The sequence below is a fragment of the Sporosarcina soli genome (genome assembly GCF_042655805.1).
Lineage (GTDB): Bacteria > Bacillota > Bacilli > Bacillales_A > Planococcaceae > Sporosarcina > Sporosarcina soli.
Window position 1 is genome coordinate 286778 of sequence record NZ_JBHSNO010000008.1, and the last position, 17015, is coordinate 303792.

The 17015-nt window shown below is 37.1% G+C and carries 14 protein-coding genes and 1 pseudogene; 2 read left to right on the forward strand and 13 right to left on the reverse strand.

The genetic code is table 11. The features are described from left to right. Positions 1–68 precede the first annotated feature (68 nt). The 3 genes from ACFPRA_RS16645 to cdaS form a co-directional block, all read right to left on the reverse strand. Positions 69–521: a MarR family winged helix-turn-helix transcriptional regulator gene (locus ACFPRA_RS16645; RefSeq protein WP_381437170.1), complete on the reverse strand. Its 453-nt coding sequence runs from the start codon at positions 519–521 to the stop codon at positions 69–71. Positions 522–1239: 718 nt separating this feature from the next. Beyond that, positions 1240–1851 (reverse strand): NAD(P)H:quinone oxidoreductase type IV, encoded by a 612-nt coding sequence (gene wrbA / locus ACFPRA_RS16650; RefSeq protein WP_381437172.1) that lies wholly within the window; start codon positions 1849–1851, stop codon positions 1240–1242. A gap of 260 nt (positions 1852–2111) precedes the next feature. Next, the gene (gene cdaS, locus ACFPRA_RS16655) at positions 2112–2732 is read right to left on the reverse strand and encodes a sporulation-specific diadenylate cyclase CdaS (RefSeq protein WP_381437174.1); all 621 of its coding nucleotides are present in this window, start codon (positions 2730–2732) and stop codon (positions 2112–2114) included. A 171-nt stretch (positions 2733–2903) separates the two neighbouring features. On the opposite strand from cdaS, the gene ACFPRA_RS16660 reads away from it, so the two are divergent. After that, positions 2904–3239 (forward strand): 2Fe-2S iron-sulfur cluster-binding protein, encoded by a 336-nt coding sequence (locus ACFPRA_RS16660; RefSeq protein WP_381437177.1) that lies wholly within the window; start codon positions 2904–2906, stop codon positions 3237–3239. A 556-nt stretch (positions 3240–3795) separates the two neighbouring features. Here the strand turns inward: ACFPRA_RS16660 and ACFPRA_RS16665 are convergent. From ACFPRA_RS16665 to ACFPRA_RS16710, 10 genes and pseudogenes are all read right to left on the reverse strand, one after another. Next, a complete protein-coding gene (locus tag ACFPRA_RS16665; RefSeq protein WP_381437180.1) occupies positions 3796–4932 on the reverse strand; it encodes a YeiH family protein in 1137 nt (378 codons plus the stop codon). Between the two features lie 134 nt (positions 4933–5066). Further along, positions 5067–5219: pseudogene (locus ACFPRA_RS16670) on the reverse strand (threonine synthase); the annotation flags it as partial. Further along, on the reverse strand, positions 5188–5379 hold the full coding sequence (locus ACFPRA_RS16675) for an LLM class flavin-dependent oxidoreductase (RefSeq protein ID WP_381437183.1): 192 nt from the start codon (positions 5377–5379) through the stop codon (positions 5188–5190). The pseudogene ACFPRA_RS16670 and the gene ACFPRA_RS16675, both read right to left, overlap by 32 nt. A 317-nt stretch (positions 5380–5696) precedes the next feature. Beyond that, positions 5697–6548 (reverse strand): 3-hydroxybutyryl-CoA dehydrogenase, encoded by an 852-nt coding sequence (locus ACFPRA_RS16680; RefSeq protein WP_381437186.1) that lies wholly within the window; start codon positions 6546–6548, stop codon positions 5697–5699. A 102-nt stretch (positions 6549–6650) separates the two neighbouring features. After that, complete coding sequence (locus ACFPRA_RS16685) at positions 6651–8180, reverse strand: class I adenylate-forming enzyme family protein (protein ID WP_381437188.1); 1530 nt, start codon at positions 8178–8180, stop codon at positions 6651–6653. A gap of 528 nt (positions 8181–8708) precedes the next feature. Then, the gene (locus tag ACFPRA_RS16690) at positions 8709–10142 is read right to left on the reverse strand and encodes an aldehyde dehydrogenase family protein (protein ID WP_381437190.1); all 1434 of its coding nucleotides are present in this window, start codon (positions 10140–10142) and stop codon (positions 8709–8711) included. Positions 10143–10579: 437 nt separating this feature from the next. Next, the gene (locus ACFPRA_RS16695) at positions 10580–11845 is read right to left on the reverse strand and encodes an MFS transporter (protein ID WP_381437193.1); all 1266 of its coding nucleotides are present in this window, start codon (positions 11843–11845) and stop codon (positions 10580–10582) included. A gap of 411 nt (positions 11846–12256) precedes the next feature. After that, a complete protein-coding gene (locus ACFPRA_RS16700) occupies positions 12257–13594 on the reverse strand; it encodes an LLM class flavin-dependent oxidoreductase (protein WP_381437195.1) in 1338 nt (445 codons plus the stop codon). Positions 13595–13851: 257 nt separating this feature from the next. Further along, entirely contained in the window at positions 13852–14355 is a 504-nt protein-coding gene (locus ACFPRA_RS16705; protein WP_381437197.1) for a flavin reductase family protein, read from the reverse strand. Positions 14356–14623: 268 nt separating this feature from the next. After that, complete coding sequence (locus tag ACFPRA_RS16710) at positions 14624–14932, reverse strand: hypothetical protein (RefSeq protein WP_381437199.1); 309 nt, start codon at positions 14930–14932, stop codon at positions 14624–14626. A gap of 270 nt (positions 14933–15202) precedes the next feature. On the opposite strand from ACFPRA_RS16710, the gene ACFPRA_RS16715 reads away from it, so the two are divergent. After that, entirely contained in the window at positions 15203–16123 is a 921-nt protein-coding gene (locus tag ACFPRA_RS16715) for a LysR family transcriptional regulator (protein WP_381437201.1), read from the forward strand. Positions 16124–17015 lie beyond the last annotated feature (892 nt).

The window sequence follows — 17015 nt, forward strand, 5'->3', positions numbered from 1 at the left end:
CATATAATTTCGAGTTCATTTATCTTGATTTAACAAATAACGAATTCGAGAGATTAAGATAAAAAAATTTAAATATTTTGCGCATGATAACCTAATTTTTTCAGCTGTTCTATTAGGACTTCTTTTTCTTTCGAATCTAATTTGCCGCAAATTTCTTTCATAGCAATTCTATGTTTCGGGAAAACTTCATTCATCAATTCAGTTCCTTCGTTTGTGATTGCTGCGTATGTGATACGGCGATCTTTCATACATGGTTTTCTCTCAATTAATTTTTTCTTCTCAAGCTTATCGACTACATAGGTAATGCTACTACTCGCAATCAATACTTTTTCGCCAATTTTTTGTATAGGTTGATCGCCTTTACTATAGATTAATTCCAGAACAGAAAACTCAGTTGGATTTAGTCCTAAACATTTGATATCCTCTTCCACACGTTTTTTGATGGATTGCAACGCCCTAGACAGGACAATAAACACCTTCAAAGACAAATCTTCTTCAAACCCATTCATTTGATGATTCATGATAATCACTCCTTCCCCAATTATCTCGAATTCAAGGTAATTATATATACCAAATTCCAAATTGTCAACTGATAGTCACTTAATGATATCCACTTTCTTATTTTAAAAATCTATGCCAAAGTCTCTTCCACGTACAGAATTACCAGAATCGAGGGGTAATGACATTAATCATTACTAAAAATAAATAATTCAACAGTAAGGGAAAAGTTAATTTTGGAACTGGAGGATAACAGAAGAAACATCTTTCATCTCGCGAAGAGATGCCATATGTACGACTTACCAAATACAAATCTGATAGTTTACTTATTTAAGAAGAGACAATTAAATCGCTTTAATTGCCTTTTTTCATTATTTATCTTCATTCAGCAAATCTTTTTGTACTGAAAGCGAAGCGTCAGCTACAGAAGACTCCCACCTCTATAGGTGGCGAGATGAATGCCGGTTTTGTTCTCTGTTCAGCGGGTGTCCAAACGCCCGCTGAACGAATAATGGAGGGCAGTCTAAGTGCGCGACGTCCTAAAAGGAAAGTGCCTTAATTTCTGCAAAGATCGCAGAAATTAAGGCAAATCGAACCCTCCGCTGTTCGATTCGCAACGACTGCATGACCTACATCCTGTAGGCCCGCGGATGTCACAGATTTTGAAAGGAGTTAATCGAGCAGGCTCGATTCAAAATCTGGACGCAATTACGCCGAGGCGTAATTGATTATGAAATAATCTTATTGGTTCCCTTTTTTAACCCATTCCGCGACTGTGACTGTACGTTTTGCTTGATGCTTAACAGCTGCTTGCACATCCTCAATCATTTTTCCATTTTGATCAACGGTTACACTTGTTCCGTAAGGATTTCCACCTGCGCCAAATAGGACAGGGTCAGTGTAGCCAGGGGAAGCAATAATGGCACCCCAGTGCATCATAGCAGTATATAAGGATAATAATGTAGCTTCTTGGCCACCATGTGGATTTTGCGCAGAAGTCATTGCACTTACCACTTTATTAATCGTCTTACCGCTTGCCCATAGTCCACCTTGAATATCAAGAAATTGCTTCATTTGTGATGCCATAACTCCAAATCGTGTTGGGACACTAAAGATGATTGCATCTGCCCATTCAAGATCCTCTGATGTCGCTACTGGAATATCTTTTGTTGCTTCGACAGTCGATTTCCAAGTTTCATTTCCCTCTATGACTGACTGTGGGGCTAATTCTTGTACTTTCAGCACTCTAACCTCGGCTCCTGCTTCTTTTGCTCCTGCTTCTGCCCATTTTGCCAATTGAAAGTTTGTACCACCCATACTATAAAAAACAACAGCTAATTTTACATTTGACATTTTTTTCGCTCCTTTGATTTCTTCATTATTTTTCTGATAGACCAAATTCGCATATACTATTTGTTATTTTTTCATGATCTTTATTAGAATCACCTCGACAATAAATACATATTTTCAATGTAGTACCGTTCTACATATTCCCCCAAAGTAGAAGGTTTAATCATATATTGAATTACGTCAAGGCATTAGAAGTGATTTTCGGCTGATCTATGTGTTTTAGAATTCATAGATCCGCCTGTAAACATATAAACAATAAATCACTAGAGAGAACCATGAGTAGTGACGGGGTAAATACTTCCCTTAAAAGCGAATGAAACTCGCCCCGTCTCCTCAGATACTACGAGTACAAGGGCGTCACTTCGTTCGGATAAACCTAAAGCGGCGCGATGTCGAGTACCCATTTTTTTATCACCTGTAAATTTGTCTGATAGCGGAAGAACATTTGCTGCGGAAACAATTTGATCAAGACTTACCATTACAGCACCGTCGTGTAGTGGATTTCCAGGGAAGAAAATGGATTCCAACAAAGAATGAGTCAATTCTGCTCCAATTGGAATACCCGGTTTCACCAAAAGCTCAAGAGGGTCTTCCCGCTGAATCACAATTAAGCCACCATGTCTCAGCTTAGACATATTTTGTACGCAAATTGACAATTCCGGATATTTGCCCGTAAACGGAGACAAATAACAATTCAAATAAAATGTTGCAGCTTTCATTTCAATGTCCAAAAAATCCTCTTTAATTTTCTCAAAATTACCAAGAAGACAATTCTCTTCGTTATCTATTGCTTCTAAATTATTTTGTAAGGCTGTTATAACTTGATGAATATCCTCTGTTAATGTTTGTTTCATCGGTGAAAAATCACAACCAACATTATTCACGAATACTCTCCTCCTCTTTTTTCACTCTTATTACGTAAATTTATCTTCTAAATATACTTAAAGATTGGCCCAGTGGGAATTTTTTATGCATTTCATGTCTTAAGGATGGAAAGCAAGAGAATAACTATTGTAAAAACCATTTAAAACTAAACATTGTTGAGGTGCTGCAAAATGCCTTACGTGACCGTAATCGGCGGAGGAACTTTTGAGGTGGAAAAGGGTAAAAAGTTAGTTTTGGCACTGGAAGATAACGGCGTAAGTATCCTTCATCGTTGCGGAGGGAATGCCATTTGTACGACTTGTAGAGTAGAGGTTTTAGCAGGTGATTACTTGGAGGTAACCAATAAGGAAAAGAAAGCTTTTGCGGATAAAGGAATTGACGATACTTTAATTGACGATTGTTTGCGTTTATCTTGTCAAATTCTTGTGAACGGAGATATTACTGTTCGCCCAATCCTGACAGCTGAAAATACCGGCAAGCCCGTTGGTCCAAGGCCGGCTAACTAAATCAGATCAATCTGCCAAATGAGCTTTATCTAGATCAAAACAATGTGTCACGAACTTCCAAAAACATCGCTCGAACAATCATGACGGTTCGATCAAATATTTTTTGTTCGAACCGTCATGATTTAACGTTTAATTGACACTAAACATTTTCATCATCCGTATTTCCCCATAATCTATTAGGACTCTGTTTCTAAAAATTCTCTTTCAATATCTTGCGAAATGTCTGTAGTTCTCCTATATGCGAATGGACTATTTAGGTACGTGTAGTAATGCACCGATTACAAACTTACCGTCTTTTATTCTCTGTGCTTTATATAGGAGCTGTTCTATATAATTGAACCTCCTTGTCATTCATTTAATTTCCTTCACTAAAACAATTGTTTCTATGGTCATTTCAGTAATATCTATACCTATAATTTGGAGGTTGGCTCAAAGTTGAGCAGTCCTATCTCAAAGGGGTTGCACAACCTTCAACAAGCTGGAATAACGCTAATTAACTAGCAACTTTAGCTTGTGTGTTATTTCTTGCATAATAATAAATTTGATTATATGTTTATTAAACTCGAACTAAATGACCAAATAACGATACTAATGTGAGACTCACTAAACCTACAGAAACCGCAGCAAGTAGACCAATATAAAATGGCTTCAGGCCAAGTCCTTTAAACAATTTGAAGTTTGTGGATAAGCCGACCCCTGCCATTGCCATACCCAATAAATATTTCGAACCAAAAGAACTCCAAAAAGTATATAGTCCTACCCAAGAATCAATATCTAAAAAACCGAACGCTTTGCTTGTTTTTTCTACCGTCATATCACCAATTGTTCTAAACATTGAGAGCAATAAGAATCCTATTACAAATAATGGAATGAATTTATACCATTTCGGAATCGCATTCTGTCCTTTTGAACTATTAGATCTTTTATAAAAAAAATAAGATAAGGCGGGTATAACTACTATTATAAATAAATTTCTAGTGAGTTTTGTTACAGTTGCTACATCAATAACTTTGGGCATATCATATACTTGACTGTAGATTAAAGCAGATCCAGTCACCTGAGCAGTATCATGAATCGCTGTTCCTAAAAACAAACCAGCCTTTATTGGATCATTACTAAATAAAGCATTGGCTAAATAAGGGTATAAAAGCATTCCAATTAAACCGAAAATAGTAATATTAGCTACAGCGTAAGAAATTTCATTATCTTTAGCCTTTATTACAGGGGAGATTGCCATAATTGCTGTAACTCCACAAACACCTGTACCTCCAGCAATTAAGGTGCCAAGTTTTTCCGGCTGTTGCATTTTATTTGTGAAATACACAGTAATAAGTAATCCACTCGATATACAGATGATTATTAGAGGCAATCCCCAAGCACCTAATTTTAATGCTTCTATAAGACTAAGCCTGAGTCCTAATAGAATAATCCCAGCCCGCAAAGCATAGTTTAAAGAAAAAGAAACACCATTTTCAAAGGTTTTATGCAATCCAATTGTATTTCTTATAATTAATCCCATTAAAATGGCAACAAATATCCCCGAAACTGGACTAGCACTACCAGCAGGTACAACATTCAATGCAACTAAAATCAGCCCTATCAAATCAGCTATATAAATTCCTAATAATGTAATGATAAGACACAGTAAAATTCCTGGTATAATTTTACTTATCGTGTTCCACATGGTATCCATCTTCTCCTCTATATATCTAGTGTCCGACAATCAGTGCCATTCCTCATGGTTATGAGAATTAAATCATAACCATCTTACAGAATATGGCACCTTCCTTTTCCAAATTGTAATTTTCGTAGAATATTTAAACTTTGTTATTTTACTTTTACTGATTTAATAGTTTCGTTAGGTTCTAAGACAGGAACATCAACTTGAACAGTATTAGGATACTTAATTCCTGCTCCTGTATTTAGGGCGACAACCTTCTCATCTTGTTTAATCCAGCCTTCTTTTCTTAACTTGCGGGCCGTCTGCTGTTTTGGCAGCTAATTCTCTTCCCGCTTCAGAATTGCCAGCTTGTACAATCACTGGATGTCCTTGTGGTGTTGTAGGTGATTCGAGTGTACCTTGTGCTTTAAAAAATTCCCCTTTATGATTAACTGGGTGTATTTTTTCGGATCGAGGCACTTCCCTCGTTCTTTGTCGTTTAAAATGGCTTCTTCTTCAATTGAAGACCAGAACCTCTTCTTCGCTATTAAAAGACGTAACTATATTCCAAGCTGCCCGTCCTTTTGATAAATGATTAATGACATTGAATTTTCTAACAATATGGAAAGGCTCATTGTACGTAGACTGTTCCTGTGGTATCACACATTGGTCAAAATTCAGTTGGACGGTAGTTGCCCCATGCACAACCCCATCTTTTTTCCTTTTTGCATCATTTCTTGTTCGCCGGAAAAATGTCCATTCATACATTCGCCCCCTATGGTATGTATGCCTTGTTGTTAGCTGTACTGGTAAAACCCACGTCCTGTTTTCTTACCTAACCATCCGGTATTTACGTATTTCCGAAGTAATGGACATGGGCGATATTTGCTGTCGCCAAAGCCTTCGTGGAGTACTTCCATAATATAGAGACACGTATCCAAGCCGATAAAATCAGCCAAGGTTAATGGACCCATGGGATGATTCATGCCAAGCTTCATGACCGTATCAATATCTTCTACTGACGCTACACCTTCATGAAGTGCAAATACTGCTTCATTGATCATCGGCATCAAGATACGATTCGCAGCAAAACCTGGCAGATCGCTTATTTTCACCGATGTTTTATCTAGTTGTTTTGCCATTTGTTCAATCTGATGGTAGGTTTCGTCACTCGTTTGTAAACCACGTATGATTTCAACGAGTTTCATTACTGGAACCGGATTCATAAAATGCATGCCAATCACTTGTGCCGGGCGGTTGGTATGTGCTGCAATTTCTGTTATCGATAGGGAAGAAGTATTGGTCGCCAGAATCGCATGTGCTGGTGCCATCTTATCCAGTTCAGAAAATAGGCTTGCTTTTATTTCCATATTTTCGACCACTGCCTCAATGACAACATCACATGATGAAGCATCTGCTAACGTTGTCGAAGGATGTAGGCGGTTTAAAATTTCCGTTTTGTCCGTCCCCGTTAGGCGTTGCTTTTCAACTGAGCGTGTCAGCAATTTCTCAATTGTTTTCATCCCGTTATCTAATGCCTGCTCATTTGTATCGTTTACTAACACATTGAAATCGGACTTGGCCAAGACCTGAGCGATCCCTAACCCCATTTGTCCAGCTCCAATTACCATGACATTTTTTATATCCATCTCGTTCCATCATCCTCCCTTATCCCCTTTTTCAGACTCTTTGAAAAGGACCTACTCACTTTTCAAGAAGCGATGTAGGTTCCTTTATAATGTAGCATTTTTTCAGTTATATCCCCCTACTTTAATTGAAGCACGTAATTCTGTTTTTAAAGCTTTACCAGACGGGTTGCGAGGAATTTCTTTTACAAAACTAACTGATTTTGGTTTCTTATAACTTGCTATTTTCCCTTCACAATAGGTAATTACTTCTTTCTCTGTAAGCGACTTACCTTCAGCAGCAACAATAAATGCCTTCACTGATTCTCCCCAAACAGGATCAGGCACACCGAGAACAGCAACATCCTTTATTTTCGGATTCATATGAAGTACATCTTCTATTTCACGTGGGTAAATATTGACCCCACCACTTATTAACATATCTTTTTTCCGATCAACGATATAATAGAAGCCTTCTTCATCCTGCATAGCCATATCGCCGACTGAAAAATATCCTTCATGGAAACCTGCTTCTGTTTCTTCGGGGTTTTTATAATACTCAGTCAGTAAATATGGTGCTTTAAAATATAACTCTCCAATTTCTCCTTGCTGAACAGGCTGTTTTTTATCGTCCAAAATAACACATTCCACAAATGGAAATGGATGTCCTACACTTTGGTCTTTATGATGAATATCTTTCGGTTTCATATTTAACGTCAATGCACTTTCCGTTGTTCCATACCATTCATGTAAACCAGCATCTGGAAACGTATTTAAAATATCCTTTTTAATTTGTGTTGGTAATGGCGCACCACCAGAACTCAACACCCTCATTGAAGAAATATCCGCTTTTACCTTTTCTTGTACTTCAACTAAAAAAGCATGCATTGTTGGTGTTAAAAAGGTATTTGTAATTTGATAGGAAGCAATATCAGCTAATACCTTGTTAGGGCGGAAGGTTTCATGGATAATGATTGTTCCACCAACAATCAATTGCGTCAACAAAAATATCAAAGGTGCCGCATGATAGATCGGTCCCCCAACTAAATGAATATCTGACTCATCCAATTTAAATTCATATGCCACAGCCATTCCTGTTAAAACACGTGAACGATGTGAAATTACTATTCCTTTTGGATTCCCTGTCGTTCCAGAAGTATAACCAAGATAGAGCGGATCCTCTTCTTTTATGTCAACCTCAGGATTAGAACTATCCCCATTATCTAGGAGTTCTTCATAGCTAATCATATTTTCAGAAGTTGAATCACCAACAATAATAACTGTGTCTAATTGGGGTAAGCCTGGTAAAATTTCTTTTATTACATCTACATATTCTTCTGTAAAAATAATCCCTGTACTATCAGAATTATTTATAAGATAGTCAATTTCTGCTCCAACTAAACGATAATTAATTGGAACCATAATAATACCAGCTTTCGCAAATCCAACAATTAATTCCGCATATACTAGGTGATTCTTCATAAAAACTGCAATTTTATCACCCTTTTTAAAACCGCGATCAGATAATGAATTAGCAACTTTGTTTGCTCGCTCATTTAATTCACCATATGTAAGCACCTTGTCTTTGAAAATGACAGCACGCTTATTATGATATTTTTTAGCATTTTGCTCGAGAATACTTCCTAATGTCAGCATATTTAATCCCCCTATAATTTAGGTTAAATTCACACCATCCAATTAAACGTTCTTTTTTATTGCTTAATATACTTGTTCTCCTATTTACTTAAACTATCTATTTACCCCTGTAAACTTGCGGGTGCGATTCCCTTAAATACTTCTAATTCTTCTGAATGCCATCCGAATCGTGCATAGGAAAGAGGCCATGCAAGCGGCTGAGGGACTAAATCTTAAAGTGTAATGCAAATCCAAACAATTGGAAGTTAGCAAGAATATCGCTTTGGAAATATACCACACTTTTCGTGGGCGGCAGGTGAGCCTCGTGTGCTATCGCACTACGGGGTCTCACCAATGCCTTGCTTCCCACAGGGGTATCCATATATTTAAAAATACAATTCAGAGGATTGTTCGGATTTCATCATATTTAAATATTTGCTGAAGCCCCAACACATTATGTTTTTATCAGAAAAGTTTTGCAGGCATAACAGCCTATCATTCAATACCTAAGGCAAAACCTATTAAAAATAAGATCTACATTTGATTTTTCTACCCTTTTTTATTTACCATAATTATTTGCGAATTAGTATATTCAACGAGCCCAGCATTTTCAATACCTATGCCTGATTGTTTGTGGCCGCCAAACGGGTAATTTGGTGCAAAAATATGCACTTCATTGACCCAGACAGTTCCAGTATCAAGTCTTTTGGCAAGATCTTTTGCTTGTTCAACATCATTACCCCATACTGATCCACCAAGTCCATAAATCGAATTATTGGCACGTTCAATGACTTCATCGTAATCACTATATTTTAAAACAGGAAGTAAAGGACCAAACGCCTCTTCGGTTACTACCCTTGATTCTTCCGGTGGATTATCTACAATGCTAACAGGTATAAAGTACCCTGGCTTTTCCTTAACTTGCCCGCCCAAGGCAAATTTCGCACCTATTTTCTTTGTATCCTCTATAAGTTCGATCACCCTTTCATATTGCATTTGATTTTGTATCGGACCAATGCCAGTATCAGGATCACTTCCACTTCCGACTTTTACAGTTTTGGCAAACTCAACTAGTTCATGAAGAACAGCATCATAGATATCCTCATGTACATAAAGCCGCTTAGTCGCAACACAGAATTGTGCATTATTTTGGAAAGATGCCCAAAATAGCTCTTTGGCAATAGCCTTCGGATCAACGTCTGGTAGAACAATTGCCACATCGTTTCCACCCAGTTCTAGCGTTACACGTTTCAAATTAGATGCGCTACTTTTCATGACCTTTTTACCAGTTGCCGATGAACCGGTAAAGCTAATTTTACTCACTTCTGGATGCTCTGTAATCCATTGTCCAAGTTCATTTCCGCCTGAAACGATATTAAGTACCCCTTTTGGAAGAATCTCATTAGCAATCTCACCTAATTTAAGTAAACATAAAGGTGTATATGGAGACGGTTTCAATACAACCGTATTACCCGCCATAAGGGCTGGAGCGATTTTCCAAACGGACAAAAGAATAGGGAAATTCCACGGAGTAATGGCGCCTACAACTCCAAGCGGCGTATAATGTTTTTCAACGATATGGTCATCCGTTTCTTCGATGACTTCTACTTTTAACCTTTGTTTTGCAATTTCTTTAGCCCAGTATACAGAGCCACCGACTTCCCATTCTGCGTCTGGTCTAGGTTTGCCCTGCTCGAGGGTTAAAAGATTCATAAACTCTTCTTGATACTCTTCAATCGCTTCTCCTAATCTACTTACGTATTTACCACGTTCCTCAATCGGTTTACGGGACCATTCTTTAAAAGCATTTTTTGCTGCCTTAACTGCTTCATCTAAATCCTTTTTCGTTGCATTTGGAGCAGAGGCAATCACCTTTTCATTAGCCGGATTGATAACGTTGATAGAATCTTCCGTTGTTACAGATTTCCCATTAATTGTATTACTATAAACATTATTAAAGATACTGATTTTAGTTTTGCTCATCTTATAATCCTCCAATTTTTTTATTGTTTTTGGCCTTTGAAACATTTCTAGAGTCTATTTCTAATAACCCTTTCCTCGTAATCCTATACCTAACAAATACAACCTTAATTTTAAAATAGGTGATAGTTTTTAGACACTAAATTAAAACTCCATCACTCTTCTTCCTCACATTTTTTCACTCCACTGCGTATTTCAAGTTACCCATTTGTAAATAAAACTATTTTTAGCATCCCTTCCTTCCATTGGAATTGGGTGAATAGGAATGGTTTGTCCCAACCAACTCCAATGTCCCCATCAAACGGGACGAGCGATAACGCGGTAGCCGAACAAAGTGTACAAAATGATAGTGCCTGAAATATTGGTATGAAAGCAACATCGAGAAAAACTTGACACATACTTCCCGGTTAATATCTTGACATCATATCGTTGTTCTGAAATTATTGATTAGTTGCTTCTATAGAATAAGAGAGATTGCCTTTTTCTTTTGGACGGTCAGGATTCACGAAAATGGCCAGAAGAACCGCCGTTATAACGAAAAAGCATGCAATTATAAGTAACGATGCATTGTATGCAAATGATAGATTGTCTTTGTATGCATCGAGAATCCAGCCGGTAATAATCGGGGCAACTACGCCTCCTAGATTATATGAGGATACAGTGATACTCCCCATAAGTCCCTTTCGTCGAGGCATAAAATTCATTAAAAATGGAATCGGGACGGATAAGGCTACCATAGCAAAGCCGGAAGCCAAGCCAATTGCAATTATCACACCAATGGTAGACTGATTCACCGTAATGGACCAAAGGCACACGGCAGACAAGAGCAAAGAGACTGCTAAAACGAGTACTCTTGATTTACGATCACTCTGAGTTTTCTTAAACAGATGATCTGAAAATGAACTAACAGAAATGGACACTGTCACGCTAGCTAGTCCAACAGCCATCGCTGCATAGCCCACCTGTACTGGCGACAATTTTATGACTTGTAAAAGATAAGCCGGCATCCATATCGAAGTCCATGAGAGCACCCAGAATGCAGCAAATAGTGCTAATAATGTGAGATAACAAGCGGGTTGACGTAATACGTCCAACAATTCTTTTACTCTTAACTTTGGAAGTGCCTCTTCAAAGTATAATTTTTCTACCGGGGATACAGGCTCCTCCTTAGCGAATGTAACCCATAATACTACCCAAATCAGGCTAATTACACCCGAAATAACAAATGTCATTCTCCATTCGTAACTTTCCAATGCCCACACGATTAATGGAACACACAACGTGCCTCCAAGAATCCCCCCTGAGATGAGTATTGAGTTGGCTTTTCCTCGTGACTCAGGTCCAAACCATTTGGTAATTGAATTGTAACTCGTTGGTGTAAAGGGTCCTTCAAATGCTCCAAGCAAGCAACGGTAAAGCAAGAACAGCGGAACTGTTGCAATAAAAGCAACGCTGAATTGGAGCACTGACCAGACAATCAGTAATATCGTTAATAATTTTTTAACTCCAATTTTATCGGAGATAGATCCCCCAAATAGAGCAACAATGGCATAACACCAGAAGAATAAGCTACCAGATAACCCCCATTCGATATAACCCATATTTAATTCTTCCATAATCCATAAAACAGCATAGCCAGTTACGGATTTATCAATCCAGTTTATGAGCATCCCTAAGAACAAAAAAACTAGAATGAGCCAACGCATAGCAAATCTCCCCTCATTAATTTCGTTCTTCTTAAAATATTGTTGTTTTTCTCTAATTTCCCTCTATTAATATTGGGATAAATACAGCAGTATACTGCCGGGAGGGGGCAATCCTGGAATTGAACTATCTGTTTTAAAACTAGTTGAATAATTTCCTGTGACCGTATCTTGGATCTTCACATTAACACGGCGTCACACCCTCAAATTTTTTCATTACAGGAATGGCTTTTTATTAAAATCACGCTTTATGAAAGCGGATACAAAAAGCGGTAATATAATCTGACTCTCAGTGTCGCCAAGGCAGGTAGAACAAAGGCTTTCTCACTCACACGAGAAACTTTTTAGGATTTCCATCTCTATATAGTTTCAACTGTTCAAAATGGCTTCAATTTACCATAGTTAAGCAAATCATCATGTGAATTGGACTAGCGGGTTAGTGGGTATTGGTACTCCAAGATTTCCACGTAGCGTAGAAGCTTCATATTCTGTACGGAAGAGACCTCGGCGTTGTAATTCAGGGATCACAAGTTCAACGATATCTTTAAAACCTTCTGGAAAATGCGGTGCCATAATATTGAAACCATCTGCTCCATCATTTAAGAACCATTCCTCTAATTGATCAACGACCTGTTCAGGAGTGCCAACAATTTCACGGTGTCCACGTGCACCTCCAACATGTTCATAAATTTCACGTAAAGTCGTTAAATTATTTCTTTCAGCAATTGCTTTGACAAGGGCTGGACGCATATTAGGATTTGTACTATCTTTATTTTGTCCGACACCTTCTGGCAACGGATCATTAATATCATATCCTGTTAGATCAAAATCTAAAACGTTATATAAAGATAAATAGGCTAATCCATCTTGAGGTGTAATATAACTGTTTAATTCTTCTCGCTTCCTCTTTGCTTCTTCTTCTGTTTTTCCAACTATAATAAAGGCACCTGGCATGACTTTCAAATCATCCGGTTGTCGACCATATTTCGCTAACCGTCCTTTTACATCACGATAAAAGGACTGTGCCTCTTCCAATGTTTGCCATGCAGTGAAAACAACGTCTGCTGTTTTGGCAGCTAATTCTCTTCCCGCTTCAGAATTGCCAGCTTGTACAATCACTGGATGTCCTTGTGGTGTTGTAGGTGATTCGAGTGTACCTTGTGCTTTAAAAAATTCCCCTTTATGATTAACTGGGTGTATTTTTTTCGGATCGAGGTACTTCCCTCGTTCTTTATCGTTTAAAATGGCTTCTTCTTCAATTGAAGACCAGAACCTCTTCACCACCTCTATACTTTCCTCTGCACGTGCATAACGTTTAGAATGATCTACATGCTGTTCAAAGCCATACAATAACGCTTCTTCGCTATTAAAAGACGTAACTACATTCCAGGCCGCCCGTCCTTTTGATAAATGATCAATAGCATTGAATTTTCTAGCAATATGGAAAGGCTCATTGTACGTAGATGTTAAAGTCGCTGTTAAACCGATATTTGTTGTAACAGCAGCTAAAGCTGAGATTAGAGTGACAGGATCTATTTGATAACCTGGATAACTATCCTTTGAAAGCGGTCGCATATGAGCATCAGCAAGGAAAAACATATCAAACTTTGCTCGTTCTGCTAATTGCGCAATTTCAGCATAGTAATCTAAGTCAAAAATACGCTCAGTTCCAGCTGTTGGGTATCGCCAGCTCGCTAAATGATGCCCAGTTGTTAAAACAAAAGCACCTAATCTCATTTTTTTATTAGTCATATCAATCCGTTCCTTTCTGAATTCTAATACCTTGATATATATTCAAAATCTACTTAAAAACCACAGTATGAATTTGATAATAATAGTGTCTCTTTAAAAATATTTGAATTGATAGATCATAGATTTATCTAGCCATGCGCTTATAATGGCAGGCAAATTGTTCATATCCGATTCCAATTTTGGATTACCTATAACGGATGTAATTTTCTTCATGCTTCAGGTTCTTGTTTTCAAGGGCTTTAATCATTCGATTATAATTAGAAATCAGCCCACTTTTCGGGAATGAAGCCAATATTTCTACGATAATATAACATGGGGTCTATATCGTTTTTCTTCATATCGATCACTTCCCCAATTAAGATTAGATGATCCCCAGCATCTATTTGCTGCACTTTCTTACACTCCAAAGCTCCGTATACATTCTTTAAAATTGGAAGATCATTAGAAGATGGTCCCCATTCCACTTTAGAAAAACTATCCTTTTCTTGTTTACTGGCAAATATATTACATGCGTCCTTTTGTTCACCTGATAGAATATTAACTGCAAATGAATCAACGTTTTTAAATGTTTCGTATCTTCTAGATCCTTTATCGATGCACCACGAAATCATTAGTGGTTCTATTGAAACGGAGACAAAAGAATTCGCCGTCATACCTACCGGATTATTATCTTTATCTTTTGTTGTAATAATTGTTACACCTGTTGGGTAACCGCCCATAATTTCTTTATATAAATCAACCTTTTGTTTTTTTACAATCATTGTTATTCCTCCAATCGAAGCTTATTTAGGTCTTTTAATCTTGTTAACATATTTACTTCCTTGCCAATATCTCTAGAAGATTTGTAATCTGAATCATGAGCCATAAATTCAAGGATCCGATTGACCCTAGATGGCGCGTCAAGAAGAACAGCAACGGGAGAAAATCGTCTACTAGCTCGGCTATAAGGACTATCTGACTGTTAGTACAAAGAGCTAATATATTCTTACGGGTATGATGACGTCAAGCAATCTAAACGACGGTAAAGCTCTATCCCCCTTGGACTTCAGTGTATTCAAAATCCTCTAAATGAGGAACTAAATTTCCACGGCCAAATCGCAGTTTGCCGTTTTTTTCTGCGCGATGTTTATGAGCCTCTAAGAAACGTAGAATTTTTCTTCTTCTTTCCAAAATATCTATATAGCCATTTTTATAAAACCACGCCTCGATCGTGTTGTAAATGCCTCTGTTTATTCGATAGGAATCTCTACAATAATTATTAAATACTAAATCAGGGAGACTTATTAGTGAGTTTATGGATGTATTTGATATACACATAGAAAGATAATCTTTAATCATACAAATCACCTCCAATAGCAATAATGTCTTTTGAACCAAAAGCCTTAAATGCGAGAATGGTAATAGGGCCTACACCATTTACTGTAACTGTGTCACTGGAATTAAAAGGGCTCGAACTTACGCTGTTTAAAGCTACTGCTACTGGCTCTACTAATCCACCTCCACTTTTCAATATTTTCTTAATATTGTTTATAGTGTATAATAGTTGAATGAGTATGTGAAATACACATTTTTTATACTACGATAGGCATTACCTATGGAGGTTTTTCAATGAGAATTGAAGATTTAGTTTATTTATTAGAAATAGCACGTACCCGCTCATTTTCAACTGCTGCTAATAACTTGCATATTTCTCAGCCCAGCATAAGTCAAGCAATAAAAAAACTTGAGGATGAATTAAATACTAATTTATTTATTCGGTCAAGAGCCGGTATAACCTTGACAGAAATAGGGGAGGACATTGCAAGAAAAGCACAAGCAATATTAAAACTTGTAGAGGAAATTAACAATGTATCCAATATGTTTGATAGTGAATATACTGGAAAACTGTCTATAGGAGTTATACCTAATATTCTGACCCCAATTCCAGGGACCATTAATACTTTTAAAAAAAGCTACCCCAAAATTGATTTAGAATTTGTAGAGGATGGCAGTCAACAAATAATGGATCAGGTAAAAAACAACGAATTAGACATAGGGATAATAGCTACACCAAATAACTTATGGGGGGACGAAGATTTACTTGTTTATAAAAAGCTTGCGGTTGGGGAGGTAATGGCCTGTGTAGGAAAGAATTCACCCCTTGCTTCATTTCGATCACTTACACCTGAGCAAATTATTAATTATCCGATTGTTCATTTTGGTTCTCGGTTTGCATCTATTACTAATTTTATAAACGAATTGAGGAAATTTGGTGAAGTAAAGACACTTTTTTCCTCTACCAATAACGAAATTTCCAAGCGTGTAATTACCGAAGGCTTGGCCATTGGATTTATGTTAAGCACTTTTTTAAGTGAAGACCTTTATGTTAAAAGTGGTGATATCATCCCCTTACCTGTTACAGATATACCTAATGGTCTTACTTTCGGATGTATTTACTCAAAAAAACTATCTTTCCCACCTATTTATAATGAATTTATAAAAGTTTTTAAATCTCAGTTAACGCCGCTAGTGCCTAATTTATTTAATTAGTATTAACAGAATATATAGGGTCGGCTATAATCCGAAGTAGATCCCAAAGTAGTTTCGGAAGGTGATGATATCCTCTTTGTAAAACAACTAGGTGAAAAGTATCATCTTTGCCAAGTACCTTCTTTATCTTATATTTTTTTAAGATCATCTGGATGTTTGTCTTCATAGACTGGATGCTTTTTTAATAAGTAGATGAGAAAAAGGTAATAGCGATTTAATTTCTTTTTGAGGTAGCTTTTAATAATTTTAAAGAACAATTTTTAATCATATTCCTTTGGACATACTTTAAAGGAATAAAGTTCAATTTCCACCATCTATTCCAATGAAATCACCTTTATTGGAGAACTACCAACATTTCGATTGATATTATTCATAAATGTATATGCGGATATATGAACGTTCACAAGCCGTAAAACAATCATTTACGAACGTTAATAAATGGGGAATAAAAGGGATTCCTAACTGTTCGTAAATGTATATATTTACGGCAATCTTAATTAAAAGCACCCAAATATTCTCTTAGCGTAGGAAATATCGGCTTTCTGTAACTCGAAAATTGCTTAGCGTATGTTTTCCGCGTTTTGTTGGTAAGACCCCATATAAAGGAAAATCCTAACTCTTCAACCTATTTTGTACTTGCTTTCGAAGACATTCATGACGGTTCATTATTCAGACGGAATTTTTCTCATTATGGAGAATACTTTGCTATAATATTATCAATTTTATACGGTAAAGAGTTCAGTTCACATGGCATGTTGGAAACTCATGGGATTTATAGACTGCCTGAATTCTTACCTCCAGTCAATAGCTTTTTATGAATTAATTTGTATGGTGGGATACATTCTCTATTCGGGAGGGGGGCCCCTCCCGAACAGAGAATAAGCATGCCAAA

Excerpts from the sequence above, each read along its gene's own strand:
- ACFPRA_RS16645 (WP_381437170.1), bottom strand. The coding sequence starts at position 521 with ATGAATCATCAAATGAATGGGTTTGAAGAAGATTTGTCTTTGAAGGTG.
- wrbA (WP_381437172.1), bottom strand. The coding sequence starts at position 1,851 with ATGTCAAATGTAAAATTAGCTGTTGTTTTTTATAGTATGGGTGGTACA.
- ACFPRA_RS16660 (WP_381437177.1), top strand. The coding sequence starts at position 2,904 with ATGCCTTACGTGACCGTAATCGGCGGAGGAACTTTTGAGGTGGAAAAG.
- ACFPRA_RS16665 (WP_381437180.1), bottom strand. The coding sequence starts at position 4,932 with ATGGATACCATGTGGAACACGATAAGTAAAATTATACCAGGAATTTTA.
- ACFPRA_RS16680 (WP_381437186.1), bottom strand. The coding sequence starts at position 6,548 with ATGGATATAAAAAATGTCATGGTAATTGGAGCTGGACAAATGGGGTTA.
- ACFPRA_RS16685 (WP_381437188.1), bottom strand. The coding sequence starts at position 8,180 with ATGCTGACATTAGGAAGTATTCTCGAGCAAAATGCTAAAAAATATCAT.
- ACFPRA_RS16690 (WP_381437190.1), bottom strand. The coding sequence starts at position 10,142 with ATGAGCAAAACTAAAATCAGTATCTTTAATAATGTTTATAGTAATACA.
- ACFPRA_RS16695 (WP_381437193.1), bottom strand. The coding sequence starts at position 11,845 with ATGCGTTGGCTCATTCTAGTTTTTTTGTTCTTAGGGATGCTCATAAAC.
- ACFPRA_RS16700 (WP_381437195.1), bottom strand. The coding sequence starts at position 13,594 with ATGACTAATAAAAAAATGAGATTAGGTGCTTTTGTTTTAACAACTGGG.
- ACFPRA_RS16705 (WP_381437197.1), bottom strand. The coding sequence starts at position 14,355 with ATGATTGTAAAAAAACAAAAGGTTGATTTATATAAAGAAATTATGGGC.
- ACFPRA_RS16710 (WP_381437199.1), bottom strand. The coding sequence starts at position 14,932 with ATGATTAAAGATTATCTTTCTATGTGTATATCAAATACATCCATAAAC.
- ACFPRA_RS16715 (WP_381437201.1), top strand. The coding sequence starts at position 15,203 with ATGAGAATTGAAGATTTAGTTTATTTATTAGAAATAGCACGTACCCGC.